We start from the raw sequence: 25,733 nt of genomic DNA on the forward strand, positions 1-25,733 counted from the left end.
CGATGGACGAACGCCACGAGGAGCATGGCGAGGGAGCACGGTGAAGGCAACCACAGCGATCGAGCGATCGCACGCGAGCGGCGAGCGCTCCACGGGACGGATCGTACGTGGCCTGATCGTCGCGATGCGACCCAAGCAGTGGGCCAAGAACGCTCTCGTCGTAGCGGCACCGCTCGCAGCGGGCAGCATCCTTCGGACCCACGTCCTCGTGCCGACAGCCCTCGCCTTCGTCGCCTTCGTCGCGATCTCGGCCGCGACGTATCTGCTCAATGACACTGCGGATCGAGAGCGCGACGCCGCCCACCCGACCAAACGCCGACGCCCGATCGCGGCCGGCATCGTCCCGGTATGGCTCGCCCTTCTCACGGCAACCATCCTCGGCCTCGGGGCCCTCCTCCTCGCCGCCCTCGCCATCAACCTGGCGACGCTCGCCGTCCTCGCGACCTACGCCGCCTCGACGCTTGCCTACTCGCTCAAGCTCAAGCACGAACCGATCCTCGACATCGCGATCGTGGCCGGCGGCTTCGTGCTGCGCGCCGTCGCGGGAGGCATCGCAGCGCACGTCTTCATCTCGCACTACTTTTTGCTCGTCGCCGGCTTCGGCGCGCTCTTCGTCGTGGCCTCGAAGCGCTATGCCGAGCTCACCGCGACCGACGGCGAGAGCCGCACCCGCAGCGTGCTCGCTTCGTACTCACCAGGCTTCTTGAACCTGACTCGGGCACTCGCTGCCACCACGACAGTCGTGACCTACTGCTTCTGGGCGTTCGAGCGCAGCGCCGGGCTATCGGATGGTCGCCTCGTGCTTGGCTTGTCGATCGTGCCGTTCACGATCGGAGTCCTTCGCTACGCCCTGCTCGTCGAGCACGGCCACGGGGAGGCCCCCGAGGACCTCCTCACCGCCGATCGCACGCTGCTCGGGATCGGCATGCTCTGGGTCGCGCTCGTCGGAGGAGCGATCTTCCTTGTCTAGGCATATGAGCCAACCCATCGACGCGGCGACCGATCAGGCCCCACCCTTCGAGGAGCGTTGGACGCTCCTCGAAGGGTGGGGCCGAACGCCCCGCTCGGCGGCGTGGCTTCGCGAAGCGACAGACGACGCCGTCGTCGATGCCCTCTGTAGCCAGGGCCCCCGCCCGGTGCTCGCCCGCGGCCTCGGACGCAGCTACGGCGACGCGGCGCTCGCGGCAGGCGGGATCGTGCTGGACATGACCAGCCGCCAGCCGGTCGTCACCCTCGACCAGCATCGCGGCGTCGCCGTCGTCGACGCGGGTACCTCGCTTGCCCACCTCGCTGCGAGTGTGCTCCCCCACGGTTGGTTCCTCCCCGTCACCCCCGGCACCAAGCACGTCACCGTCGGCGGTGCGATCGCCGCCGACGTCCATGGCAAGAACCATCACCGAGACGGATCGTTCGGCGGCTACGTCGAGCGACTCTGGCTGGCCACGCCGGAGGGCATCGTCGAGCTCGCGCCACCCGATGAGCGTTTCTGGGCGACCGTGGGCGGCATGGGACTGACCGGGGTCATCCTCCGAGCCGCCGTTCGGCTCATCCCGGTCGAGAGCCGCTTCGTCCTCGACCGAGAAGTCGCGACGTCGTCCCTCGACGAGACCATCGAGGTCCTCGCCGACGACAGTTCGGTTCGCTACTCCGTCGCATGGCTGGACGCGACGGCTACCGGAGCTCGCCTCGGCCGCGGCCTCGTCTCGTTCGCCGACCACGCACCCGCCGACGCACTCCCGGCCTCGCTCGCTCACGACCCACTCCGACTGCCGCGCGAGCGAACGCTGCCCGCACCTCCAGATCGCATCCCCTCAGGGCTGCTGTCGGTGCCCACGATTCGGGCGTTCAACGAGCTGTGGTACCAGCGTGGACGGCGTCGGCCGGAGACGGCCCTCGTCGACCTGCGCTCGTACTTCTATCCGCTCGACGCCGTGAACGGTTGGAACCGTCTCTACGGCCCACGAGGTTTCGTGCAGTACCAAGTGGTCGTCCCGAACGACGCCGTATCGGTGATCAGGCGCATCCTCACCGACCTCGTCGAGCATGGGCATCCGTCGTTCCTCAGCGTGCTGAAGCGCTTCGGGCCAGCGGGGAACGGTTGGCTCTCGTTCCCCACCGCAGGCTGGACTCTCGCGCTCGATCTCCCGGCGCGCCGGAGCGACCTCGAGACCCTCCTCGTGCGCCTCGACGCCCTCGTGCTCGAGGCCGGAGGTCGCGTCTACCTCGCCAAGGACGGACGGCTTCGACCTGAGTCCGCTCGGGCGATGTACACCAGGATCGACGACTTCCAAGCGCTGCGTGCACGCCTCGGTGTACGAGGCGTCATCAGCTCCGACCTCGCCCGCCGCCTGCACCTCGACTAGCCTCGTGGCGTGCTCAACGCCAACGGTCTTCCCCAACAGCTCCTCGTCGTGGGGGGTGGGTCCGATCTCGCGGTCGCGATCATCGAGCGCCTCGCAACCGACGGCCCCCTCGAACGCGTCGCGCTCGCCGGACCGCGGCCGGCCACACTCGAACGCGCTCGCGACCGGATCCGTGAGCACCTCGACGAGGTCGCCACGTTCCACCTGGACCTCGCCGATCCACGAGCGGTACCGAGCGACCTCGAACCAGCCCTCGAGTGGCTCGGCAGTGTGGATGCCGTCCTCGTCGCGGCAGGTGTCCTCCCCGACCAACACGCTGCCGAGGCCGACCCCGCCATCGTCGCGAATGCCTTTGCGGTCAACGCCACCGGACCTGCGGTGGCACTCAGCGTGCTCGCCGATCGCCTCGAGCGGGCCGGCACCGGTCAGCTGATCGTCCTCTCGTCGGTCGCCGCCACGGTGGTGCGCCGGCGAAGCTACGTCTACGACGCGTCGAAGGCGGCGCTCGATCGCTTTGCCCTCGGGCTCGCCGATCGCCTCGAACCGGCGGTCGGTGTCCACATCGTGCGCCCGATGTTCGTCACGACCCGCATGACCGAGGGTCTCGAGCGACCACCGCTCGCGCTCTCGCCCGAACAGGTCGCTCGCGCAACCATCGCAGGGATCCAGGCTCGCCAACGAGTGATCTGGGTGCCCCGGGCCGCCGCGCTCGGGGTCATGGTGCTCAGCGTCCTGCCGCGCACCGTCCTCCGACGTCTCCCGATCTGACAGGCAACGTCCCTCTTACCCCGCGACCGCGGTGCCCCCGACCAGATCGACGCCGCCAGGCGCAGGGGCGCTCGGGGCGCCGCCAAGCCCCACGATGGCGCCGGAGGACAACACCAGTTCGAGACCGGCACCTGCGCGCGCAGCACTCACCACGGTGGCAGAGCCGACATCGGCGCTCGCGAGGTCCGATGCATCGCCGAAGGCAAAGACATCGCCGTTCGCAAGCACGAGCCAGTAGCCCTGGCCGTCGGCCGTCGGCACGAGCGTGACCACTGGGGCAGGGAGCGGGTGCGAGCCGCCGAGGCCTGAGTAGCCGGCACTGTAGGTATTGCCGTAGAAGTGGGCGTCACCGAAGCCAAAGACGCCGCCGTCGGCGGCCACCAACCAGTAGCCCTGGCCGTCGGGGGTGGGGCTGAGCCCGACGACCGGTGCGGCGAGCGGGTGGGAGCCGCCGAGGCCGGTGAGACCCAAGGTATAGGTGTTCCCGAAGAAGGGTGCGTCACCGAAGCCAAAGACGCCACCGTCGGCGGCCACCAACCAGTAGCCCTGGCCATCGGGGGTGGGGCTGAGCCCGACGACCGGTGCGGCGAGCGGGTGCGAGCCGCCGAGGCCGGTGAGACCCAAGGTATAGGTGTTCCCGAAGAAGGGTGCGTCACCGAAGCCAAAGACGCCGCCGTCGGCGGCCACCAACCAGTAGCCCTGGCCATCGGGGGTGGGGCTGAGCCCGACGACCGGTGCGGCGAGCGGATGGGAGCCACCGAGGCCGGTGATGCCAAGGGTGGCGGTGTCACCGAGACTGGTGGCACCGTCGGCGGCCACCACGGTCCCATCCGCCGTGACGCCGCGAAGCCCGACGTTCCCCGTCGGCGACGACGATGGTGGAGCAGGCGTCGTTGGCGAGGTCGTCGTCGGGGTGGTCGCCGACTGCGCGTTCGTCGCCGGGGTGCCGACCGCCGCGATCGCGCCCACCGCACCGCCAGCGGGTGCGGTGGCGCCGATGCTCACCCCTCCATCGAAGCCGACGAGGGCGCCCGACGACAGGACGATGGAGTAGCCCTGGCCACCGGGACCGGGCACGAGTCCGATCGCGCTCGCCGTTCCCGGCGTGAGCGATCCGTAGCTCGGCGCATCGCCGAAGCCGTAGACCGTACCGTCGGCGGCGAGCAGCCAGTAGCCCTGGCCATCGGGGGTCGCGAGCATGGCGACGATCGGGCTGGCGGGTGCCGCCGGAAGCCCGCCGAGGTTCGTGGCGTCGCCGAAGGCGAGCACGGTGCCGTTCGCAAGGGCGAGCCAGTAGCCCTTGCCGTCAGGGGTAGGCACAAGCGCCACGACACGCGCTGGCAGCGGATGAGCACCGCCGAGGCCGGTGAAGCCGCGCGTGTAGGTATTGCCGTAGAAACCCGCGTCACCGAAGCTGAAGACGCCGCCGTCGGCGGCCACTAACCAGTAGCCCTGGCCATCGGGGGTGGGGCTGAGCCCGACGACCGGTGCGGCGAGCGGGTGGGAGCCGCCGAGGCCGGTGATGCCGAGGGTATAGGTGTTCCCGAAGAAGGGTGCGTCACCGAAGCCAAAGACGCCGCCGTCGGCCGCCACCAACCAGTAGCCCTGGCCGCTCGGGTCGCGGGTGATCCCGACCACGGGTGCAGCCAGGGGGTGGGAGCCGCCGAGGCCGGTGATGCCGAGGGTAGCGGTGTCGCCGAGACTGGTGGCACCGTCGGCGGCCACCACGGTTCCGGCTGGGGTGGTCTCGAGCACCCCGTTGCCGAGGCTCGGCGACTCGGGCGGCGTCGGGGGCGGTGCGGGGGCTGAGGCGCTCGCGTCGTTCGAGATCGCGATCGGTCCGCTCGCGACGAACCAGGCCGAGGGGAGTCCGAGAGCACCAGCGAACGTTGCGCCCGAGACGGTCACCGACCCGTTCGTGCCGCTCACGGTGATCGAGGTCACTCGTCCGCCGTCGTTACCGAGCCCGTTGCGCGCATCGACCGCGAGTCCGGTGGGTGTGCCGATCGAGGGGAATGCGGCCTCGACCGACGCGAGCGAGACGCTCTGCGTCCAGGGGTTCCAGGGGTTACAGATGTTGCCGTAGCAGCCCGCATCGTAGGGATCGGGAACGGCGGGAAACGTACCGGGTGCCGTGTAACCGCCATCGGAGGCCGAGTACTGCGTGAACGCAGGCGCTCCGGAGGCGGTCACGAGCACCTCGTGCGCCGTGTCCGCCACCGCCTGCTCGACCAGCGGCCGATACGGCGCGCTCAACCCGTTGTTCACACCGCCGTAGACCTGGCACGCCGAGGTGTCGCAGATGGTCGCGAACCCGTAGCCGTTGCCGACCGCGAGCGCATAGGTTCGGGCCTCGACGGCCTGAGCCTCGAGCGCCTGGAAACCCCATGGTTCCCCTTGCGGACCGGAAGCGCCGAGGAGGCCCCATGAGGCCGGCATCTCGTTCGCCACCACACCGAGCACGTAGGACTCGAGCCCGAGCTCATTGACGAGCACCATCTGGCCCGAGCCATCCTGGAGCACCTCGAGTTGGCCGCGATAGCTCCGCTCGCTGCCGCCGGGCCCACACCACACGAGTGCCGACGAGGCCGGCTCGTCGACCTGCTGACCGACCGGCGGCAGCGACGGCGGCGACACCCACAGCGAACCAGGTGCGCTCGTGAGGTTACTCCACCCTCCTGGGGAGCCGCAGCCCGTGGCGGCTTGCCCCACCGCCGCAACCATGGTGCCACCCTGATCCGTGAGCTCCACCGGGACGTTCGCACCGACGCTGACGCCACCGACGCTCAAACCGGATGGATCGAAGACGACAACGGGGCCCCCGTTGGCCTCGGTGATCCAGACGCGCACTGCCTGGTCGGCAGCCGTCGTGAGCGTGGTCCCACCGTAGAAGTGCGCGAGGATGGCCTGATAGGAGTCCTGGCCCACACTGGCGTAGCCGATCTCGCCGAACTGCGAAGCGCCGGAGCCTCCACCGACACCGAACCCGGTGAAGGTGAGCTCGCCGCTGGTCGACGTTGGCGTCATCGCCGGTGCATGCGCCGGCGCCGCGACAAGGGCTCCGAGCGCGATCGCTGCGCCCGCGAGCGGAATACGGCGCCCTCCGACGCGCACGCTGGTCCTCGGCAACCTCTGCCCCCTCCTGCGTGAGCCCTCCTTGGCCGAGCCGAGCGCGCCTTCTCGACGCTCGGCCCACACTACACCATCGGCACGCGCCGGAGCGGTCTTGACGGACGTAGACTCCAAGGCGCCATGGCCTCTCGCGACCTCACCGCCAAGGACCTCACTGCAAGGGAACTGCGCACCCATCTCGACGAGACCCGAGCAGCACTTCGGGCTCGCCTTGCGCCGTCGCTGGAGCGGACGTTGCGTGAAGCGCTGGTCGATCTCGAGCCGCTCCTCGGGCCCCGCGCGCTTGCCGAACGGTTGCGGCGACTCGCGGCGGCGTCCTATGTCGAGGCCGACGTACCGACCCAATCGCGAATCCCGGGGCTCGCCGTCGTCAAGCGCGGCGTGCACGCTCTCGTGGCGTGGTACGTCCGTGCGATCGTGCAGCAGGTCAACACCTTTGCCTTCGAGACGGCCGGTGTCCTCGAAGCGGTCAGCATCAAGCTCGACGAGTTCGAGCGGCGCCTCGGTGCCGTCGAGGCTCCGAGCGTCGCACCGGCCACGGCCATCACAGTGCCGTGGCCTCCCGGCGCGAACGCTGCGATCGTGGCGGCGCTGACCGAACTCGAGCCGGGGGCTCGCGTGCTCGTCTCGGACGCGACGAACGACGACCTCGCGACCGCCCTGGCCGCCGCAGGCCTCGACGTCCTCGGCACCTCGCTCGATCAGGAGGCGGCCGATGCACTCGCCGCCGACGGTATCGACGTGCGCATCCTCACGATGAACGAACTGCTCGACGCAACGGCGCCCGGATCCATCGATGCGGTCGTGCTCCGAGGCACCGAGGTCGAGTTCAGCGACGTCACCGCCAAGCGTCGCCTCATCGCATCGGCCCGGCGCGCCGCCAAGGGTCCCGTCGTCCTCGTCTGGAACGAGCCCGAGCGCCTCGCCGCCGAACCGAGCCTTGCGGGCGTGCTCGCGCTGCACCCTGGGCCGTTGCCCAAGGCGGCGTGGGAACTCCTCCTCGCAGAGCGCGGCGAGCGGCCCGTCCTCGCGCCGGTCGCCGACGGGCTCACCATGGCGGTGCTCCCCGGCTGATGAGGGTTCTCCACCTCGTCCCGTCGCTCGCGCCCCACGACGCCATCGGCACGCACACTCGGCTCCTGCACGAAGCGCTGCTCGCTGCCGGCATCGACTCTGAGATCGTCGCAGACGAGGCACTCGACGGCGCCCAGGCCACGCCGTTCGCCGCGCTTCGTCGACGGCGGCTCGATGCCGCCACCGTGGTGTGGTACCAGGCATCCACGACCTCGCCGATGGCCGCATGGGTTAGGACTCAGGTCCGTGCACGGCGCCTCCTGACCTACCACAACGTCACCCCGTGGCAGTACCAGGAGCAGACCAACGTCGAGGTTGCCCGTGCCCTCTGGAGGGCACGGGGCGAACTCACGCACCTCGCGCCAGCCGTCCACCTTGCGAGCACCGTCTCGCGCTTCAATGCCCGCGATCTGAGGCGACTCGGGGTCGACGAGGTGCGGATCCTGCCCCCACTCATCGAGCTCGGTGAGCCCGCAGAGCCTGCGCCGGCCCGGCCATCTGGCTCGCGATGGATCTTCGTCGGTCGACTCGTACCGCACAAGCGCCAGGATCGCCTCATCGCAGCGCTCGCGATCTACCGTCGCACGATCGACCCCTCGGCGACGCTCGCGCTCGTGGGCAAGGCGACCGAACCGAGCTGGCGCGCGCGACTCGTCGACCTCGCCGCGGCGATCGGCGTCGAGGCGGCCGTCGAGTTCATCGGCGACGTCGACGAGTCGGGGCTGCGTGCCGAGTGGCGCGAGGCGTCCGTGTACGTCTCGGCCTCCGATCACGAGGGTTTTGGCTTCCCCCTCATCGAGGCGATGAGCGCTGGCGTGCCGGTGGTTGCGCTCGCGCGTGGCGCGGTCGCTGAGACCATCGGACGAGCGGGCCTCCTCGTCACCGACGAGGCGCCCCGAGCGCTCGCCGAGGCGGTCGCCCTCGTCGAGCACGACACCGAGGTGCGTTCGGCGCTCAGCGCCGAGGCTGCTCGACGACGCGCTGCACTCGATCCCGCGCGGGTCGGCCCCCTGTATCGAGCGCTGGCCTGGGAGGCGGCCGGGTGAGGGTGCTCCAGTTCGTGCCTGCCCTCCTCCCGCACGACGCCGTCGGCAACATCGTGCGCGGTCTCGACGAGCGACTCCGCGGCATCGGCGTCTCGACCGGCATCGTGGTGGCGGGCGACCGACCGCCTCCGGGCGCAACCAGCGTTCGCCACACCCAGCTCCGGCCTGACGACATCGTGCTCTACCACCTTGCGAGCCGCTCGCCCGAGGGTGCGCGTCTGGTCGCTCGCCACCCGAACGTGGTCGTGCACTACCACAACATCACCCCTCCGGAGCTACTGCTGCCGTGGCTCCCGACGGACGCACTCGAGCTCCAGCTGGCCAGGCGTGAGGCCGCGCGCATCCTGCGAGCTGCTCGGCTCACCATGGCGGTGAGCGCCTACAACGCAGACGACGCCCGTTCCCTGGGGGCACGTGACGTCGCCGTCACCGGCACCCTGTCGCGCCACGATCAGCTCGTCGCAGCACCATCAACCGAGGTCCTCGGATGGCTGCGCGCAGACCGCGATCGCCGAGGGTCCCCGCACGACTGGCTGTTCGTCGGACGCCTCACACCGCACAAGCGCGCCGAGGATCTCGTCGCCGCGCTGTTCGCCTACCGACACGCCACCGGCACCGACGCTGCGCTCACCATCGTGGGACGGCCGGCCTCGCGACGCTACCTTGCCCATCTCCGTCGGCGCGTCAGCGTGCTCGGACTCACCGCCCGCGTCCGCATCCTGACCCATCCCCTCGCACCACGCGCCCTGGCGGATCACTTTCGAGCGGCGAGCGTCTACGTCACGGCCTCGCGCCACGAGGGGTTCGGGCTGCCACTCCTCGAGGCGATGTCCTTCGGGCTGCCCATCGCTGGCCTCGCGGCTGCAGCGGTCACCGAGACGGTCCAGACGGCGGGAGTGCTCGTCGACCGCGCCGACCCAGTGGAGCTCGCCGCCGCGGCCGCGACGGCCGCCGAGCTCGGGCCACGTCTTCGTCCCGCCATGGACGAACGGCTCCGCGCGTATGACAGCGACGCCGCCTTCGCCCGCATCGTCGAGGGACTCCGGAGCGTCGGCCTCGAGGTCCGAGCGTGAGGGTCCTGTTCGTCACGCCTCGTTGGGGTCCCGACATCGCGGGCGGTGCCGAACGAGCCGCGCGCGCCTGGGGGGTGGCCCTCGCCCGGCGCGGCCACACGGTCCGGGCGCTCACGACCACGGCGACCACGCTCGACTGGTCCCCGGTCCTCGATGCCGGTGAGACCACCGACGATGGCGTCATCGTCGAGCGGCACCACGCGACCGCTCGCGACGGCGACATCGATCGCGCGCTTCGAGCCGTCGGACCGCTCGCCGCCCACCTCGAGCGCACCGCTGCGCGCCGACTCATCGAGCGTCAAGGGCCCGTCATCGACGGGATCGAGGATGCAGCGCAAAACGCCGACGTCGTCATCGCCTATCCGTACCTCTACTGGACCAGCCTCCGCGCGACCGAGGTCGCCGGTCGCCGGACGGTGGTCCACCCGGCTGCGCACCCGGAGCCGCTCGTCGCGCTCAGCGCACTCGAACCCGTCTTCACCGCGCCCGGCGGGCTCGTCTACCAGACGGCGAGCGAGCGCCGCACGGTGGAAGCCCACTGGCCAACGGCGCAGGTGCGCTCGCTCGAACTCGCACCTCCGCTGGTCGCGTCCGCGCGCGAGCGCGTGCCGTGGGACGCACGAACGATCGTGCTCGCGGTCGGACGCTTCGAGCACGACAAGGGTTCCGAGGCCCTCATCGCACTCGCCGAGGCACTTCCCGACCCGTTGCGAGTCGTCGTGGCCGGGCCCGTTGTCGAACCGCCGCGACGACCGAGCCCGCTCCAGACCCTCGGCGTTGTCAGCGACACGAGACTCGGCCAGCTCCGCGCCGAGGCCATCGCCACGGTGATCCTCTCACGCTACGAGTCCTACTCCCTCGCTGCGGCGGAGTCACTCGCCGCCGGGGTCCCGATCGTCGTCAACGGCTCGAACGACGTGCTCGTCGAGCTCGCTACCACCTCCGGTGCCGGGATCGTCGCCGCGGACGGCATCGACGTGGCCGCAGCGATCGTAGCCCTCGCGACCGATCGCGAGCTGGCGTCGCGCCTCGAGACAGCCGCACTCGCCTGGGCACAGCAACGCCCGGGTGCCGACGAGGCCGTCGAACGCTACGAGGCCTTCCTCACCGAGGTCGCTGCGCACGCGCCTACTCGGCGAAGAAGCTGACCTCGGTCGCCACGAGGCCGCCCACACCGAGGTGTTGGTCGACGATCTTCAGGGCGGTATCCCATTGGCGCCGCTCGAGGAGCTCGCCGCTACGCGCCTCGACGACGCTGAGCGAGAGCTGGTAGATGCCGGGAGCGAGCGGGACGTCGGCGACCTGAACCAAGAACTTGCCCGCGCCGTGGACGACGAAGGGATCGAGTCCCATCTCGCGCGTGTGTGCGGTGAGCACGGGGGCGCCCTGAGGACTCACCACCGCGAGCTCGAGGTGCACCGGGGTCGGACGCCCGTCGCGCTCCTCAAGGGCGAAACGGAGCTCGAGCGGGCTACGCGCCTCGAGCGTCACCGGCTGGTCCACGACAACACCGTTCGCCCGGAGGTCCTCGACCACGACGTGGCGGGGCGCCTCGTCGAGCTCTGCGACGACCGGTGCCTGGGTTCCGAGCCCGGAGCCTGCCAACTGGAGCTGCGTCAGCAGCGAGATCGCCTCCTGTGTCGGTCCACCGCCCACCAGGCGGCCGTGGTCGAGCACGAACGCCGAGTCACACACCGCGCGAACGAGCTCGGGCGAGTGCGACACGAAGATGATCGTGCGACCCTCGGCCTGGAACTCGCGGATCTTCGCGATGCACTTGGCCTGGAAACGGGCGTCGCCGACCGCGAGCACCTCGTCGACGAGGAGCACGTCGGGATCCATGTTCACGGCCACCGCGAAGCCCAGCCTCGCGTACATGCCCGAGGAGTAGAACTTCACCTGGTTCTCGATGAAGGGGCCGAGCTCGGAGAACTCGATGATGTCATCGATGCGCTGATCGACCTCACGCCGCGACATGCCGAACAAGGTCGCGTTCAGGTAGATGTTGTCGCGCCCCGACAGGTCGGGGTGGAAGCCGGCTCCGACCTCGAGCATGGCCGCGACACGTCCTCGCACGGCGACCTCGCCGCGACTGGGCGTCAGGATGCCGGCGATGCACTTGAGCAGTGTCGACTTCCCGGATCCGTTGTGGCCGAGCAGTCCCAACGTGTGACCCTGCTCGACGTCGAAGGTGATGTCGTCGAGGGCGGCGAACGACTCGTGAGGCACACGGCCCCAGTGGACGAATCGCTCCTTGAGCGACGTGTACTTCTCCTGGTAGAGACGGAAGACCTTGGTGACCCCGCGTACCTCGACCGCGGTCTGACCCACCGCTAGAGCTCCTCCGCGAAGTTGCCTTCGAGTCGTCCGAACGCCCACAGGGCAACCACGAAGAGCACGACACCAGCGACGAGGACGCCGAGCACGCCCCAGAAGTACCACATCGGGCCCGCCGTCGGCAAGATCTGGACGACGGTGTGCGACGCGACCGAGTAGGGATCCGTCTTGGCGTAGAACGTCCTCTGGAACGCGAGCACGACCGGCGTCACCGGATTGAGGAGATACACCCAGACCGGGATGTGATGGTCTGCGAACTTGTTCGCGACGAGTTCGAACGCGTACACGACGGGGGTTGCCCAGAACCAGGCCTGGAGCAGGATCTCCATCAGATGGCGCACGTCACGCAGGTAGACCGTGATCCCAGAGACGAGGATGCCAAGGCCGGAAGCGAACACGAGCAGCGCAACGAGCCCGATGAGCGCCACCCACAGGTAGCTGACCGACGGCACGACTTGGAATACGACGAGGAACACCGCGAGCACCACGGCCTGGAACACGAAGAAGACCGACGCGGAGCCGACCGAGGCCAAGGCCAGGATCTCGCGAGGAAACGCGACCTTCTTGACGAGTCCCGCGTTGTCCACGACTGCGCCGGTCGCGCCCATGATCCCGGTCTGGAAGAGGTTCCAGCAGAGGAGCCCGGTGGCGAGGAAGATCGCGAACAACGGGATGCCAGAACCCAGCACCTTCTGGAAGACGATGTAGTAGATCAAGATGAACATCGCCGGGTTCACCAGCGACCACAAGAACCCGAGGAAGGAGTCCTTGTACTTGACGCGGATCTCCTTGACGATGAGTCCGCGCAGCAGATCGCGGTAGCGCCAGATGTTCGCGAGCCGCTCCGTCACCGACACGCGCGGCCGCACCAGCCGTATGGCGAGCGCGCGGTTCGGGTCGTAGCGCTTCGTGTCGCCAGGCTGGGACGCTGGGAGATGGGTGTCCACCCGCGCCCTCACGCCTCGGTCGACGAAGCGCTGCGCTGTCCGTAGGACTTCGTGCGAATCACTTGATCGATGAAGCCATACTCGAGCGCCTCGTCGGCGGTGAACCAGCGATCGCGCTCGGAATCGGCCTGGATCCGCTCGAGGGGTTGGCCGGTGTGGAACGCAATGCGCTCGGCGAGCTGGCGCTTGAGGTACGTGATCTGCTCGGCCTGGATCGCGATATCGGCCGCCTGTCCCTGCATCTGTGCGAGCGGCTGGTGCATGAGGATGCGCGCGTGCGGCAAGGCGTAGCGCTTGCCATGCGTGCCGGCACACAGGAGGAACTGGGCCATCGAAGCCGCCATGCCGATGGCGATGGTCGAGACATCGCAGCTGACATATTGCATGGTGTCGTAGACCGCGAGCCCGTCGTAGATCGAGCCACCCGGCGAGTTGATGATGAACGAGATATCGCGTTCGGGATCCTCAGCAGCGAGCAGCAGCAGCTGCGCGCAGATCTGGTTCGCCGAGGCCTGGGACACCTCGGTCCCGAGGAAGACGATCCGCTCACGGAGGAGGCGCTGAAAGACGTCGCCACCAGCTTCGATACCAGCGGCGTCGGCAAGATCTCGGACAGAACCCTCGACAAGGGCAGGTAGGGCCATGCCCGCTAGGCTAGCGTGCGTTCCCCGACGGGAGGCTGACGGGGTCGCGACTCGACGTCGAACGCGGGCGTGGCGAAATTGGCAGCCGCGCGAGGTTTAGGTCCTCGTGTCGTAAGACGTGGGAGTTCGAGTCTCCCCGCCCGCACCGGTCATCGGCGGCCGGCGCACAGCCGATCTTCAGCGTCACCGGTCGCGATCAGCGAAAGCTCTCGCCCAGTCGGCGAAGCCGACGAGCGCCCGCCTTCGATGCGACAGCGCGTCCTTCCACTCACCGAGTTCGGCAAACGTTCGGCCGTCGCCACCGAGCGGGATGAAGATGGGGTCGTACCCGAATCCCTGCTCGCCACGGGGCTCGAGTGCGATGGCCCCCTCGACGACACCCTCGAAGCATCGCGGCGGGTCCTCGTCGACCACGGCGCACACCACCGCCACGAAGCGGGCACGGCGACTACGCGTCGATCCGAGCTCCTGGAGCACACGCGCGATACGCTCCGCATCCGTCGGCCCATAGCGAGCGGAGTAGATGCCTGGGGCACCGTCGAGGCCGTCCACGACGAGTCCCGAGTCCTCCCCGATCACGATCGGCGCTCGCCCGCGTCCCGCCTCGGCCTTGATGATCGCGTTCTCCTCGAAGGTCGACCCGGTCTCGGCGACCTCACCGACGTCGATCCCCACGACCTCGAAGTCGGTGAGGATGCGTCGCGCTTCCGCCAACTTGTGCGAATTCGAGGTGACGAGCCCGACCCTCACGCGAGCTGGGGTCCTCGCTCGAGGAGCTCGCCGATGCCGCGCTCCGCCAGCTTGAGGAGCTCGACGAGGGTCGCCTTCGCAAAGGGCGCCCCCTCCGCTGCACCTTGGACCTCGACGTAGCGACCGCCGTCGGTCATCACCACGTTCATGTCGACGTCGGCGCGCGAGTCCTCGTCGTAGTCGAGATCGAGGAGCGGCTCCCCGTCGACGACGCCGACGGACACGGCCGCAAGACGACCGGTGAGCGCAGCTGGCTGCACGAGACCGCCCTCGGCGAGGCGCTCGAGCGCGCGCTCGAGCGCCAAGAAGCCCCCGGTGATCGCGGCCGTCCTCGTGCCTCCGTCGGCCTGGAGGACGTCGCAGTCGACGACGAGCTGATGCTCCCCGAGGCGCTCGAGGTCGACCACGCTGCGCAACGCTCGGCCGATGAGCCGCTGGATCTCCACGGTGCGCCCCTGCTGGCGCCCGCGCACGGCCTCACGGGCCGTCCGTGTCGGCGTCGACCCCGGTAGGAGCGCATACTCGGCACTCACCCATCCCCGGCCCTGCCCCCGAAGCCAGGCCGGCACGCGCTCCTCGAGCGAGACGGTACAGAGCACCGCGGTACGACCCATACGCATGAGGACCGATCCAGGCGCCATCTCGGTGAAGTCAGGTGTGATCGCCACCGGCCGCAGCTCGGCTGCCCCGCGCCCCACTGGCCGTCGTTCCACGTCGCCTCCTCGCTGCGTCCGGCGACCCACGCTAGGCGCTACGCGTGCGCCGGCACTCCAGCGCCTCGACGGGCACCTGCTCGATCGCGCCGAGCTCCCCAGGGAACAGGCGACCGCCGATCTCGCGAAAGACGACAGGGTCCCCGCTGCAGGCGACGCGCAAAGAGCCGACGGCTCCCGAGCGTGCCAGTCCATCCGCACCGAGTCGCTGTGCGACCTCGAACGCCGCCTCCTCTGCCGGCGACACGAGCGTCACCTGCTCGCCGACCACCGCTTGAATCTCGCGTGCAAGATAGGGATAGTGCGTGCACCCCAGCAGCAACACCTCGACCCCCGCGTCGACGACGGGCGCCAGACGATCCGCGATGACCGCTCGTACGGCCGGACCGGTCGTCTGGCCTGCCTCCACGAACTCGACGAGTCCAGGACAGGCGACGGCGACGCCCGCATCGTCGGCGAGCGCCCGCTGGTAGGCGCCCGAGGCGATCGTGCGCTCCGTCCCGATCACGCCGACACGACCGGACCCGACGCACCGGCGCGCCGCGCGCGCCCCCGCCCCGACCACGCCGATCACCGGAACCGCAAGCTCGGCCCGAAGCGCATCGAGTGCCACGGCGGACGCGGTATTGCAACCCACGACGACGAGTTTCGAACCGGCCTCGTCCACGAGCCAGCGACCGATCTCGAGCGAGAACCGGACCACCTCGTCGGCAGGCCGCGATCCGTACGGCGAACGAGCCGAGTCGCCGAAGTAGACGAGATCCTCACTCGGCAATAGATCGCGCAGCGCCGCGAGGATGTTGAGCCCGCCAAAACCAGAGTCGAAGACACCGATGGGGCCGTGCGCGCGCTCAGCCGCCACCGCTCGACGCTCCCTGGACCACCTGTTCTTCTCGAACGAGCCCGCGGCTGATGCGATAGGCGCGGATGTCGACTCGAGGACGCGCAAGCGACGCGATCACGTAGACCCACCGATCGTCGACCGCTTGGCGTACGTCCGTCGGCGACGGGAACGCCTCGGAGTGGGTGTGCGAGTGGAACACCCCAACGATCTCGAGCCCGGCACGCTCGGCTCGCTGCTCCGCGCGCAGCACATCCTCCGGGGCCATGGTGAACACCCGTGCCGAGTGCGCCTCGTTGCGTCCGGGGAACGCCTCGACGATGGCACGGTCGTCGCCGAGCAGCAGGCCACACGCCTCGAGCGGATAGGTACGAAGGCAGTGCGCAGCGATCGCATCGAGCACCCCATCAGCCACGCGGACCACGACACCACGCTACCGCGCAGGCACCGGCCCCCCGGGCACCAGGAGCCGGAGCTATGCTGAGCAGCGCTCGGCATCGGCGAACGAGGAGGCAGACGCACGTGGCACGGCAAGGCGCGCGTCCTGCGAAGGCGCAGCAGCTCGGCGGCGTCCGCGTGCTCGCCCAGAATCGTCGCGCGCGTCACGACTACGACGTCCTCGAGACCTTCGAGGCCGGCATCGTGCTGGTGGGCAGCGAAGTCAAGGCCGTGCGCGAGGGTCACGTCCAGCTCCGCGACGCCTACGCCCGCATCCGAGATGGCGAGCTCTTCTTGTTCCAGGCAGTGATCAGCCCCTATCGACACGCCACCGGCTTTGGGACTCACGTCACCGACCGCCCTCGCAAGCTGCTCCTCCACCGCGACGAAATCGATCGACTCCGCGGCCGCTTGGAGCAGGAGCGTCTCACACTCATCCCACTCTCGCTCTACCTGCGCGACGGGTTGGTCAAGGTCGAGCTGGCGCTCGCGAAGGGCCGCACGCTCTACGACAAGCGCCACGTCCTCGCCACCCGCGACGCCCAGCGCGAGGTCGAGCGGCTGCGCTCACGCTATCGACCCAATCGCAGCGCACGCTAGACTGATCACGCCACAGCGAGTCATGAGGGGGCTGCGCATCGCAGCTATCGGTCGCGTTGTTGGCATCGACAAGGGGGTGTACCGGATTCGACTCTGGTCGACGAGATGGTGGAAGCGAGCCGTGCTCACCGGATGCACGTCAAACAGCCGGTGCAACAATAAACGCCGAGCCTGAGCTCGCACTCGCCGCGTAACACCGGCGACGGCGGACGGCTTGCCCGTGCCCGCGGGCTGATCCCGTCGTCATCACAGGGCACTTACCGTTTCGCAGCTGTTGGCGCTGCCTAGCGGGACACCTCGCCAACACAACCTCAGGGGACGTGCCAGGTCGTCCCCGAGGATCTCAACCTGGCTGCGCTCGGAGAAGCACCATCAAGGAGCCAGAGGACGCGGGTTCGACTCCCGCCACCTCCACTGATGTTACGAAAGGCCAACCGGTGTCCCCCCAGGAGGAGGACACCGGTTGCGCGTTCGGGCCCCGTTCGCCCCTCGTCGGTACGCGATCGCGGCTCGCGGGCCTCAGGCGGAGGGAAAGGCGCCGGTCGGGAGTGATTGCCACCCGGTCGATCAGGTCGCGCAGGAGCTGCTCGACGGTGTCAGGGTTGGCGACCTCGACGATCCAGGAGATCTGGGCGAAGAGGGCCTCGAGCCGCTTGCGGTCTGGGAACCGAGGAGCCGCTCCGCTCAGCTGGCTGGGCAACCGTTCTCGGTGGACGATCAGTTCATCACGCTGTTCGATCAGCTCGGTGACCCGGGGCAAGCAGACCGCCGCCGGCATGTCGCCGGTCTCGAAGGCTCGCAGGTCGTGGTGGCTGGCCCCCTGCAACGAGGCCGCGGCCGCGAGTTCGGCGAGCACCGCGCGGCGAAGCAGATCCTCGGGAGGCTGGTCGAGGGGGACAGATGCTGAACAAGGGTGCCACCGTCGCCGAGGTCGCCCGCACCTTCGCACATCGCCGAGACCACCTGGTACCGCTGGAAACAGACCTACGGCGGCATGCAGGGCGCGGACCTGAAGAGGTCGAAGGAGCTCTGCGCCGAAGGCCGGCGCCTGAGACGCTGGTCATTGATCTCGCCCTCGCGAACGACAGGCTCTGACGAGCTGGCCGAGGGGATCGTCTGACCCCGGACCGCAGGCGAGGCGCCGTGCGCCGGCTCCACCAGCGGCTCTCAGGCGTCCGAGCCAGGGGCGTGCCGAGTGACGGTCCAGCCACGAGCCACCCGGCGCCGAAGGTCGACGAGGCGCTCCAGCGGCCTCGACGAGGCCATCGGCGAGATCCTGCCTGCCTTCGCGCTGCCGACGAACGCAAGGGACACCCCCTCACCGAGCGCACGATCGGTCACGCAGATGCCAGATCTGCCTCCACGACGCTGCACGTCGGCGCACCACGCCTGCTGCCGGACATGGTGGCACCATCGGCTCCGTCGGGAACGTCAACGACGACGCACTCGCCGAGACCGCGAGCGGCCTCGCGGCGACCGAATGGGTGGGCCCGGGCTCACCCGCCACGTGTGGCCCTCTGGCCGGCCTCACGAACCTTGAGGAGGTGACCTCGGCCTGGATGCGCCGCTCCGCCACGACGAGGTCTATGCACCGGCTGGGGCACCGTCCGCCGGTCGGGGTCGAGTATGAGTACGATGATCGCCGAGCGCGAGACCGTTCACACGTCACGGCGTGTGCACGGAACCTGGGGGCTTCACCGTGCATCGCGTGGGCCCTGTGCCGATCCCGCGCTGTGCGTGAGTCCCCGACGATGCTGCGACACCAAGGAGGAAGCGTGCGTCCGAACGCCGTCATCATCGGCCTTGGCCAGCTCGGCCGTTCCCTTGCCGAAGGACTGGTCCTCGCAGGCTGGACCGTGACGGGGGTCCGGCGCGATCAGACGGCGAGCGAGCTTGCTCGGCCCGACCTCGTGGTCGTCGCCACCGGTGAGGACGATCTCGGCCCAGCGCTCGAGACACTGCCGCCCGACTGGCGCTCGCACCGGGTCGTCCTCCTCCAGAACGAACTCCTCCCCGACCAGTGGCGTCGCCATGGCATCATCGATCCCACGATCCTCGTCGTGTGGTTCTCCCGCAAGCCCGGCGAGCTGGTACGGGAGCTGCGGCCCTCGGTCGTCGCGGGGCCGCACGCCAGCGCGATCCGCAGCGCGCTCAGCGCCCTCGATCTCCACGCCGTCGAGGTCACCCCATCCGAGGTGATCAGTGCCCTCGTCGAGAAGAACGTCTACATCTGGTCGATGAACCTCGCGGCACTCCTCGTCCCCGACCCGACCACGAGCCGCGTGCTCGGCGAGTTTCGAGACGTCTACGACGCGCTCTGTCGAGAGACGGTTCACATCCACGAGGCCGCCCTTGGTCATCCGATCGGCGACGTCGCGGCGCTGTGCGACGGCGTGGCCGCCATCCTCGCCAACGAGGGAGAGCGGCGCCTCGGAGGCCGCAGCGCGAAGCGCCGAGCGGAGCGGCTCGCCGCGCTCGCTCGTACACTCGGCGTCGACGCCCCCACCGTGGCTCGCGCTGCCGAGAGCGCCTGAGTCACGCGACAGCTTCGGACCCGTCAGGGCGACCCAGGCTCGGCGAGGAAGACCGCGACGAAGTCGCGCCAGAACGGCACCAGATAGTGCGTCGGCGCCTGCGCCATGGACGGCAACAGGTTCGTCGCCACGAGTCCGTTCGGCCCCTCGGCGAAGGTCGCAAAGCTCACCCAGTAGGGGTTGATGTCGAGCTGCATCCCACGAACGGCACCAGCCCACACCAGCATCGAGCCCAGCGTCGCTGGCGACAGTCCTGGGCCACCGACCCACACGAGATTGCCGTGCGAGGTGATGCCGAGGCCGCTCCGCCAGGTCGCGAGCAGATTGCCGAGCGAGTAGCCCCACGTCACGAGGGGATTCTCCGACGCCGTCGGGAGCACTGCTCCGTGATCGACCAGCAAGGTCAAGTTCTGGCGAACCGCGCTCACGGCCGGACTCGGACCGACCTCGGAGCCCCACGCACCAATCTCGACTCGCCCGTTCGTCAGCTCGACGAGTGACGCGGCACCCTCGACGAGCGGGGCTCCCACGACGCCATCCTGCTCGAAGCCACCGTTCGAAACCGCGAACTGGAAGCCGCCCTCGAACGCCGCGACGAGATTGGTGACCAACGAGGGGGGCACCATGCCCTGGTACCGAAAGCTCCCACCGGGTTGGGTCGTGCCCGCGAAGAGCTGCACGACAGCGTGTGCCTGATCGATCCAGGCCACCCCGACCGGAGCGGCCCCCGGCGACGGCGCCACCTCCGAGGTGAATACCACCGCGCCGCCCGAGCCGACCGCCCCCGCTGGCGTCCACGTCACCGGCGCACCCGTCGGGCCGACCTCGATCCGGGGCATCGGCCACAGTTGCTCGGGGGCGCCGCCCCCCGCGATGGGCCCGGGGTGTGCAAGGCGGGTCACGCCGCTCGCCGCGTCGGAGGCCGCCGGGACCGGGGGCGGCACGCGCGCTGGCGACGAGCCCTTAGCACGTGCGCTCCGTGCGCTAGTGCCACAGGCAGCGAGCACCCCGCACGCAACGACCAGGCAAGCGCCGCCGTAGCGCCGACGTCGCGCCATGGCCTCAGCCGTCCGTCGCCATCGGGCGAGTGCGAGGTCAGGCGTTCATGAATCGGCGCACAGCGATGGCCGATCCCGCCGTACCGACCACGATCCCCACCACGAGGACGATGCCGAGCGTCCCGATCACGTCGCCAGTGGTGAGGACGAAGCCGGACAGGAGGTGGATCTGGAAGTGGCTCACGGCAAAGCTGATCAGGTCACGGAGTCCGACCACGACCCCACCCGCGATGGCAGCGCCCAGGAGGCCCTGGACGAGCCCTTCGAGCATGAACGGGATCTGGATGAACGAGTTCGTCGCGCCGACGAGCCGCATGACGGCGACCTCTCGGCGCCGAGAGAAGATCGCGACCCGGATGACGTTCAAAATGAGCACCGCGGCCGACACGAGGAGCACGACGGCGATCACGAGGATCACCGACTGAGCAATCGTCGAGATCTCGAGGATCGTGTGGATCGCCGAGAAGTTGTCGTTCACCGCGTAGACCCCGGGCTCACCACGCACGACCGCGGCGATCGCCGGTGCCTCTGCCGGGTTGACCAGCGAGACACGATAGAACGTCGGGACCTGCGATTCAGGCACCGCGTTCACGAGATCGGGCTGGTTGGCGAGGAGGCGACGGAAGTCTTGGTAGGCCTGAGCCCGTGGCACGTAGGAGTACGAGCGCACCGTCGGCAGCTGATGGAGCTCCGCCTCGAGCGCACGGAACTCCGATCGCGTCGCGTTCGGCTGCATGAAGACGAGGAGCTGCACGTTGCCCTGCCACTCGCTGGTCGCGGTCTGGACACCCTGCTTGATGAGGAGCGCGGCCCCTACCAGCGACAGCGACACCGTCACCGTCAAGATGGCCGCCAGTGACATCAAGCGATTACGCCACAGGTTGGTCGCGGTCTCGCGAAGGAAGTAGCGCAGTGCGGTCATCGACCCTCCACTCCGATGCCGTAGACGCCTCGAACCTGATCCCGCTGGACGGTGCCGGTACCGATCTCGATCACGCGGCGCCGCATGGCGTCGACGATGCTCGAGTCGTGGGTCGCCATCACGACCGCCGTCCCGGTGCGGTTGATCCGCTCCAGCAAGTTCATCACTCCCCAGCTCGTCTCCGGGTCGAGGTTGCCGGTCGGCTCGTCCGCGAGCAGGATCAGTGGGCGGTTCACGAACGCCCGAGCGATCGCGACTCGCTGCTGCTCGCCACCGGAGATCTGCCCGGGGAGTCGATCCGCCTTGTCCTCGAGGCCGACGAGCCGAAGAACCTGGGGCACCTGCTGGTTGATCACGGAACGCGGCTTGCCGATCACCTCGAGGGCGAACGCCACGTTCTGGAAGACCGTCTTGTTCGGCAGGAGTCGGAAGTCCTGGAAGACGACCCCGATGTTGCGCCGGAAGTAGGGGACCCTCCAGTTCGGCATGGTCACGAGGTTCTTGCCAGCCATCCAGATCGTGCCCGAGTCGGGGCGCTCCTCACGCGTCATGAGCTTGATCAGCGTCGTCTTGCCCGATCCCGACGACCCGATGAGGAAGACGAACTCTCCACGGCCGATCTCGAAGCTGACGTCACGAATCGCAGACGACGATCCCGCGTACTGCTTCGTGACATGCTCGAAGCGAATCATGCAGCTCCTTCCCCCGGGCGCCTGCCCGGTGAGGTCACGCAGCCGCTCATCCTACCATTCGAGATCACCCATCAGGGTGCTTCTCGCGCCTCCAGGCGAGGAACGCCTCGATGAAGGGGTCGAGGCGCCCATCGAGGACTGCTTGAACATTGCGATCTTCGTACCCGGAACGATGGTCCTTGACCAACTGGTAGGGCGCGAGGACATAGGAGCGCACCTGATTCGCCCAACCGACGTCCACCCGCGGCCCGCTCAAGGCATCGAGCTGTGCTCGCTGCTCTTCGCGCCGTCGCTGCTCCAGCTTCGACACCAGGATCTGCATCGCCTTCGCCCTATTCTGCAACTGCGAACGCTCGTTCTGGCACGACACCACGATTCCGGTCGGTAGGTGGGTGATGCGTACCGCCGAGTCGGTGACGTTGACGTGCTGCCCGCCCGCTCCGGACGACCGATACGTGTCGATCCGCAGATCCTTCTCGTCGATGACGACCTCGCCAGCGTCCTCGGCGAGTGGGGTCACGTCCAGTGACGCAAAGCTCGTCTGACGCCGGTGCTGGGCGTCGAACGGCGAGATGCGCACCAACCGGTGCACCCCACGCTCCGCGACGAGCAAGCCATAGGCGTAGCGTCCGCGCACGATCGCCGTCGCCGACAAGATCCCGGCCTCTTGTCCCTCGGTGACCTCGTCCACCTCGAACTCGAACCCGCGACCTTGGGCCCAACGCTCGTACATGCGCAGCATCATCTGGGCCCAATCCTGGGCATCGGTGCCACCGGCACCCGAGTGGATCTCGAGCACGGCATCGCTCTCGTCGAACTCCCCGGCGAGGAGCGAGCGAATCTCGATCGCATCGAGGTGCGCAGCCAGCGACGTGAGGACGTCCTCGGCCTCGGCGGCGAGATCTGGGTCGTCGTCGGCCATCTCGATGGCGACGTTGCTGTCGGCGAGCATGGCGTCGAGTCGGGCGATGAGCTCGACGTCGTCCTTGAGCGTGCCGTAGCGGCGCGAGAGCTCGCGACCCTTCGCGGGGTCCGACCAGACCCCAGGATCGGCGAGTGCGGCCTCGAGCTCGGCAAGCTCTGTTCGGCGATCGTCGATGTGCAAGAACGCTCGGGCCCGCTCGAGACGCTCGGCCAGTGCCCGAGCTCGCTCGGCGAGTTCCGCTCTCGTCACGCCGAACCGCCCTCGGACTCAGGACCCTCGGTGACGTCGCGAGCCTCGCGGATGAGGTCCAAGATGCTCATCGCCTGCGGATCGGTGGCGCCGAAGTAGCGCGCGCCCGACAGGTCGAGCTTCGGCACGTTCTGCGAGGATTCGGTTCGGAACAGGTACCGCACGAAGTCGTCCTCGATGCGGCGCATTAGCTCCTGGAACATCTCGAAGCCCTCTTGCTGCCACGCGACGAGCGGGTCCTGCTGACCCATGGCACGCAAGTTGATGCCCTCGCGCAGATAGTCCATGTCGATGAGATGGTCGCGCCAGTGCTGATCGATGACGCCCAAGAGCACGTCGCGCTCGAGCGCTCGGAGCCTGGGGGTGCCATCGGCATCGGCACCGAGCGCGCGTTCGCGCTCGTCGTAGAGCTCCAAGGCCTCGACGACCAGCGAGCTCACAAGTTGATCGCGGCTCTGCGCGTCGGCGAGCTCCTCGGCGGTGAAGGCGCTCCCCCAGGTTCGCCGCGCCTCGTCGACCAGGCCCGCAAGGTCCCAGTCCTCGCCGTAGGCCCCAGGAGCGTAGACGTCCGCGACACGCCGAACCGTGCGCTCGATGCTCTGGCGAGCGAACTCCGACAGATCCTCCCCTTCGAGGATCTCTCGGCGCCTGGCGTAGATGACCTTGCGCTGCTCGTCGAGCACCTGGTCGTACTTGAGCACGTCCTTGCGGATGTCGGCGTTGCGCGCTTCGACCGTCGCCTGGGCACGCTCGATCGCTCGCGACACGGCCTTGGCCTCGATCGGTTGATCCTCCGGGAACGCACGATTCATCACCCACGACACGACGCTGCCACCCGCAAAGATACGCATGAGTTCGTCCTCGAGCGAGAGGAAGAACCGCGTCTCGCCGGGGTCACCTTGGCGACCCGATCGACCTCGCAGCTGGTTGTCGATCCGACGAGACTCATGGCGCTCCGAGCCGATGACGTAGAGACCTCCGAGCGAGCGCACCTGCTCACCTTCGTCGGCGCACACCTGTTGGAACTTGCCGAGAGCTTCCTCGTAGGCAGCACGTCCCTCATCGGTCGTGGGGTCGAGTCCGGCTTCGCGCACCGCGATCGCCGCGAGCCCCTCGGGGTTGCCGCCGAGCAAGATGTCGACACCGCGCCCAGCCATGTTCGTGGCGACGGTGACGGCGCCGAGGCGTCCGGCCTGGGCGATGATCTCCGCCTCGGCAGCGTGGTACTTCGCGTTCAGCACCGCATGCGAGATCCCGCGTTCTGCGAGCAGACTCGAGAGCAACTCGGACTTGGCAACCGAGACCGTGCCGACGAGCACCGGCTGGCCCTTCGCCGATCGCTCGGCGATCTCCTCGACAACGGCGCCGAACTTCCCGAGCTCCGACTTGAACACGAGGTCTGCGCGATCGACACGTTGCACGGGTCGATTCGTCGGGATCGGCACGACCTGGAGGCCGTACGTCGAGGCGAACTCCGCGGCTTCCGTCTGGGCCGTACCGGTCATCCCCGCAAGCTTGTCGTAGAGGCGGAAGTAGTTCTGGAGGGTCACGGTGGCCCAGGTGTGGTTCTCCTCCTGGATCCGCACCCGCTCCTTGGCCTCCACGGCCTGGTGCAACCCGTCCGACCAACGCCGGCCCTCCAGGATGCGCCCCGTGAACTCGTCGACGATCTTGACCTCGCCCCGGTCGACGATGTAGTCGCGATCGCGCAGGTACAGGTGCTTTGCCCGCAGCGCCTGGGTGAGCTGGTGCAAGTAGCCCATGTGCGCGATGTCGTAGAGGTTCTCGACCCCGAGCGCGCGCTCCACCCGTTCGATGCCGGCCTCCGTCGGGAGGACGACCTTCTTCTCCTCGTCGATCTCATAGTCGACGTCCGGACGGAGGGTGCGCACGATCGAGGCGAAGCGGTAGTAGAGATCGGGGCTCATCTCCGACGGCCCCGAGATGATGAGCGGCGTGCGTGCCTCGTCGATCAAGATGGAGTCGACCTCGTCGACGATGGCGTAGTGGTGCGGACGCTGCACCACCTCCTCCAACGACGTCGCCATGTTGTCGCGCAGGTAGTCGAACCCGAACTCGGTGTTGGTGCCGTAGGTGATGTCGGCGAGGTACGCCGCGCGCTTGGCGGCGGGATCGCTCTCGTCGGCCCCGACCCGACCGACCGTCATCCCGAGGGCGGCGTAGATGCGTCCCATCCAGGCGGCGTCGCGTGCGGCCAGGTAGTCGTTGACCGTCACGATGTGCACGCCCTTGCCCTCGAGCGCGTTCAGGTAGGCCGGGAGGGTCGACACCAAGGTCTTGCCTTCTCCGGTCTGCATCTCGGCGATCCACCCGAAGTGGAGCGCCATCCCGCCGAGCAGCTGCACGTCGTAGTGCCGCTGACCGATCGCTCGCCGAGCGGCCTCGCGCACCACCGCGAAGGCCTCGACCAACAGGTCCTCGAGAGTCTCGCCCTCCTCGAGCCGCTGACGGAACTCGGCGGTCTTCGCACGCAGTGCCGCGTCGTCGAGTTGGGCGATCTCGGGTTCTAGCTGGTTGATGAGCGGGACGACTGCCTGCAGACGCTTGAGGCGCTTGCCCTCGCCCGCTCGTAGGATGCGATCGAAGATCCCCATGGGCTCGCTCGC

23 protein-coding genes, 1 tRNA gene and 1 other RNA gene are annotated in these 25,733 nt (G+C 68.8%); 12 read left to right on the forward strand and 13 right to left on the reverse strand.

The genetic code is table 11. The features are described 5' to 3' along the window. The first annotated feature begins 40 nt into the window (after positions 1-40). From AFER_RS08985 to AFER_RS08995, 3 genes are read left to right on the forward strand one after another with little or no spacing between them, the layout of a single operon-like run. The gene (locus AFER_RS08985) at positions 41-970 is read left to right on the forward strand and encodes a decaprenyl-phosphate phosphoribosyltransferase (RefSeq protein ID WP_015799134.1); all 930 of its coding nucleotides are present in this window, start codon (positions 41-43) and stop codon (positions 968-970) included. 4 nt (positions 971-974) lie between these two features. Next, a complete protein-coding gene (gene dprE1, locus AFER_RS08990; RefSeq protein ID WP_015799135.1) occupies positions 975-2,363 on the forward strand; it encodes an FAD-binding oxidoreductase in 1,389 nt (462 codons plus the stop codon). A gap of 9 nt (positions 2,364-2,372) precedes the next feature. Continuing rightward, positions 2,373-3,131, forward strand: a complete 759-nt coding sequence (locus AFER_RS08995) for an SDR family NAD(P)-dependent oxidoreductase (RefSeq protein ID WP_015799136.1) — start codon at positions 2,373-2,375, stop codon at positions 3,129-3,131. A 15-nt stretch (positions 3,132-3,146) separates the two neighbouring features. On the opposite strand, the gene AFER_RS09000 is transcribed toward AFER_RS08995, so the two are convergent. Further along, on the reverse strand, positions 3,147-6,245 hold the full coding sequence (locus AFER_RS09000) for a SpoIID/LytB domain-containing protein (protein ID WP_015799137.1): 3,099 nt from the start codon (positions 6,243-6,245) through the stop codon (positions 3,147-3,149). 138 nt (positions 6,246-6,383) lie between these two features. On the opposite strand from AFER_RS09000, the gene AFER_RS12450 reads away from it, so the two are divergent. The 4 genes from AFER_RS12450 to AFER_RS09020 are packed head-to-tail and all read left to right on the forward strand — an operon-like array spanning position 6,384 to position 10,604. Beyond that, the gene (locus AFER_RS12450; RefSeq protein ID WP_015799138.1) at positions 6,384-7,337 is read left to right on the forward strand and encodes a hypothetical protein; all 954 of its coding nucleotides are present in this window, start codon (positions 6,384-6,386) and stop codon (positions 7,335-7,337) included. Further along, entirely contained in the window at positions 7,337-8,383 is a 1,047-nt protein-coding gene (locus AFER_RS09010) for a glycosyltransferase family 4 protein (RefSeq protein ID WP_015799139.1), read from the forward strand. The genes AFER_RS12450 and AFER_RS09010 overlap by 1 nt, the downstream gene beginning before the upstream one ends. Further along, positions 8,380-9,456, forward strand: coding sequence for a glycosyltransferase (locus AFER_RS09015; RefSeq protein ID WP_015799140.1), 1,077 nt, complete (start codon positions 8,380-8,382; stop codon positions 9,454-9,456). The genes AFER_RS09010 and AFER_RS09015 overlap by 4 nt, the downstream gene beginning before the upstream one ends. Further along, a complete protein-coding gene (locus tag AFER_RS09020) occupies positions 9,453-10,604 on the forward strand; it encodes a glycosyltransferase (protein WP_015799141.1) in 1,152 nt (383 codons plus the stop codon). Before AFER_RS09015 ends, AFER_RS09020 begins: the two co-directional genes overlap by 4 nt. Here the strand turns inward: AFER_RS09020 and AFER_RS11785 are convergent. The 3 genes from AFER_RS11785 to AFER_RS09035 are packed head-to-tail and all read right to left on the reverse strand — an operon-like array spanning position 10,585 to position 13,384. Next, complete coding sequence (locus AFER_RS11785; protein WP_015799142.1) at positions 10,585-11,787, reverse strand: ABC transporter ATP-binding protein; 1,203 nt, start codon at positions 11,785-11,787, stop codon at positions 10,585-10,587. The genes AFER_RS09020 and AFER_RS11785 overlap by 20 nt on opposite strands. Positions 11,788-11,789: 2 nt before the next feature. Continuing rightward, the gene (locus tag AFER_RS09030; protein WP_171788987.1) at positions 11,790-12,752 is read right to left on the reverse strand and encodes an ABC transporter permease; all 963 of its coding nucleotides are present in this window, start codon (positions 12,750-12,752) and stop codon (positions 11,790-11,792) included. Then, on the reverse strand, positions 12,749-13,384 hold the full coding sequence (locus tag AFER_RS09035; protein ID WP_015799144.1) for a ClpP family protease: 636 nt from the start codon (positions 13,382-13,384) through the stop codon (positions 12,749-12,751). The genes AFER_RS09030 and AFER_RS09035 overlap by 4 nt, the downstream gene beginning before the upstream one ends. A 63-nt stretch (positions 13,385-13,447) precedes the next feature. Here AFER_RS09035 and AFER_RS09040 point away from each other — a divergent pair. After that, positions 13,448-13,529: transfer RNA gene (locus AFER_RS09040), tRNA-Leu, on the forward strand. Between the two features lie 38 nt (positions 13,530-13,567). Here AFER_RS09040 and rdgB read toward each other — a convergent pair. From rdgB to AFER_RS09060, 4 genes are read right to left on the reverse strand one after another with little or no spacing between them, the layout of a single operon-like run. After that, on the reverse strand, positions 13,568-14,134 hold the full coding sequence (rdgB, locus tag AFER_RS09045; protein WP_015799145.1) for an RdgB/HAM1 family non-canonical purine NTP pyrophosphatase: 567 nt from the start codon (positions 14,132-14,134) through the stop codon (positions 13,568-13,570). Then, complete coding sequence (rph, locus tag AFER_RS09050; protein ID WP_015799146.1) at positions 14,131-14,847, reverse strand: ribonuclease PH; 717 nt, start codon at positions 14,845-14,847, stop codon at positions 14,131-14,133. Before rph ends, rdgB begins: the two co-directional genes overlap by 4 nt. A 31-nt stretch (positions 14,848-14,878) precedes the next feature. Further along, positions 14,879-15,709: a glutamate racemase gene (gene murI / locus AFER_RS12700; RefSeq protein ID WP_015799147.1), complete on the reverse strand. Its 831-nt coding sequence runs from the start codon at positions 15,707-15,709 to the stop codon at positions 14,879-14,881. Further along, complete coding sequence (locus AFER_RS09060; protein ID WP_015799148.1) at positions 15,699-16,112, reverse strand: M67 family metallopeptidase; 414 nt, start codon at positions 16,110-16,112, stop codon at positions 15,699-15,701. The genes murI and AFER_RS09060 overlap by 11 nt, the downstream gene beginning before the upstream one ends. 98 nt (positions 16,113-16,210) lie before the next feature. On the opposite strand from AFER_RS09060, the gene smpB reads away from it, so the two are divergent. The 4 genes from smpB (at position 16,211) to AFER_RS11300 (ending at position 19,260) form a co-directional block, all read left to right on the forward strand. Next, complete coding sequence (smpB, locus tag AFER_RS09065; protein ID WP_015799149.1) at positions 16,211-16,726, forward strand: SsrA-binding protein SmpB; 516 nt, start codon at positions 16,211-16,213, stop codon at positions 16,724-16,726. Positions 16,727-16,798: 72 nt separating this feature from the next. Further along, positions 16,799-17,143: a transfer-messenger RNA gene (ssrA, locus tag AFER_RS11790) on the forward strand. A gap of 292 nt (positions 17,144-17,435) precedes the next feature. Further along, positions 17,436-17,633 carry a hypothetical protein gene (locus AFER_RS12095; protein ID WP_143712011.1) on the forward strand — a complete coding sequence of 66 codons (198 nt, stop codon included), beginning with the start codon at positions 17,436-17,438 and terminating at the stop codon, positions 17,631-17,633. Positions 17,634-18,501: 868 nt separating this feature from the next. Next, positions 18,502-19,260 (forward strand): hypothetical protein, encoded by a 759-nt coding sequence (locus tag AFER_RS11300; protein ID WP_015799151.1) that lies wholly within the window; start codon positions 18,502-18,504, stop codon positions 19,258-19,260. A 23-nt stretch (positions 19,261-19,283) separates the two neighbouring features. Here AFER_RS11300 and AFER_RS09085 read toward each other — a convergent pair whose 3' ends face one another. The 5 genes from AFER_RS09085 to secA form a co-directional block, all read right to left on the reverse strand. Then, on the reverse strand, positions 19,284-20,204 hold the full coding sequence (locus AFER_RS09085) for a hypothetical protein (RefSeq protein WP_171788988.1): 921 nt from the start codon (positions 20,202-20,204) through the stop codon (positions 19,284-19,286). 151 nt (positions 20,205-20,355) lie between these two features. Beyond that, complete coding sequence (locus AFER_RS09090; protein ID WP_015799153.1) at positions 20,356-21,240, reverse strand: cell division protein FtsX; 885 nt, start codon at positions 21,238-21,240, stop codon at positions 20,356-20,358. After that, positions 21,237-21,932: a cell division ATP-binding protein FtsE gene (gene ftsE, locus AFER_RS09095; protein WP_015799154.1), complete on the reverse strand. Its 696-nt coding sequence runs from the start codon at positions 21,930-21,932 to the stop codon at positions 21,237-21,239. Before ftsE ends, AFER_RS09090 begins: the two co-directional genes overlap by 4 nt. Positions 21,933-21,996: 64 nt before the next feature. Then, entirely contained in the window at positions 21,997-23,106 is a 1,110-nt protein-coding gene (prfB, locus tag AFER_RS09100; protein WP_015799155.1) for a peptide chain release factor 2, read from the reverse strand. After that, complete coding sequence (secA, locus tag AFER_RS09105) at positions 23,103-25,721, reverse strand: preprotein translocase subunit SecA (protein ID WP_015799156.1); 2,619 nt, start codon at positions 25,719-25,721, stop codon at positions 23,103-23,105. Before secA ends, prfB begins: the two co-directional genes overlap by 4 nt. Positions 25,722-25,733: the final 12 nt, after the last annotated feature.

Source organism: Acidimicrobium ferrooxidans DSM 10331, assembly GCF_000023265.1.
Classification (GTDB): domain Bacteria; phylum Actinomycetota; class Acidimicrobiia; order Acidimicrobiales; family Acidimicrobiaceae; genus Acidimicrobium; species Acidimicrobium ferrooxidans.

What these genes read in the sequence shown, in the direction of transcription:
- dprE1 (WP_015799135.1), top strand. Translation starts at nt 975, where the DNA reads ATGAGCCAACCCATCGACGCGGCGACCGATCAGGCCCCACCCTTCGAG.
- AFER_RS09010 (WP_015799139.1), top strand. Translation starts at nt 7,337, where the DNA reads ATGAGGGTTCTCCACCTCGTCCCGTCGCTCGCGCCCCACGACGCCATC.
- AFER_RS09090 (WP_015799153.1), bottom strand. Translation starts at nt 21,240, where the DNA reads ATGACCGCACTGCGCTACTTCCTTCGCGAGACCGCGACCAACCTGTGG.
- ftsE (WP_015799154.1), bottom strand. Translation starts at nt 21,932, where the DNA reads ATGATTCGCTTCGAGCATGTCACGAAGCAGTACGCGGGATCGTCGTCT.
- secA (WP_015799156.1), bottom strand. Translation starts at nt 25,721, where the DNA reads ATGGGGATCTTCGATCGCATCCTACGAGCGGGCGAGGGCAAGCGCCTC.
- AFER_RS09035 (WP_015799144.1), bottom strand. Translation starts at nt 13,384, where the DNA reads ATGGCCCTACCTGCCCTTGTCGAGGGTTCTGTCCGAGATCTTGCCGAC.
- AFER_RS12450 (WP_015799138.1), top strand. Translation starts at nt 6,384, where the DNA reads ATGGCCTCTCGCGACCTCACCGCCAAGGACCTCACTGCAAGGGAACTG.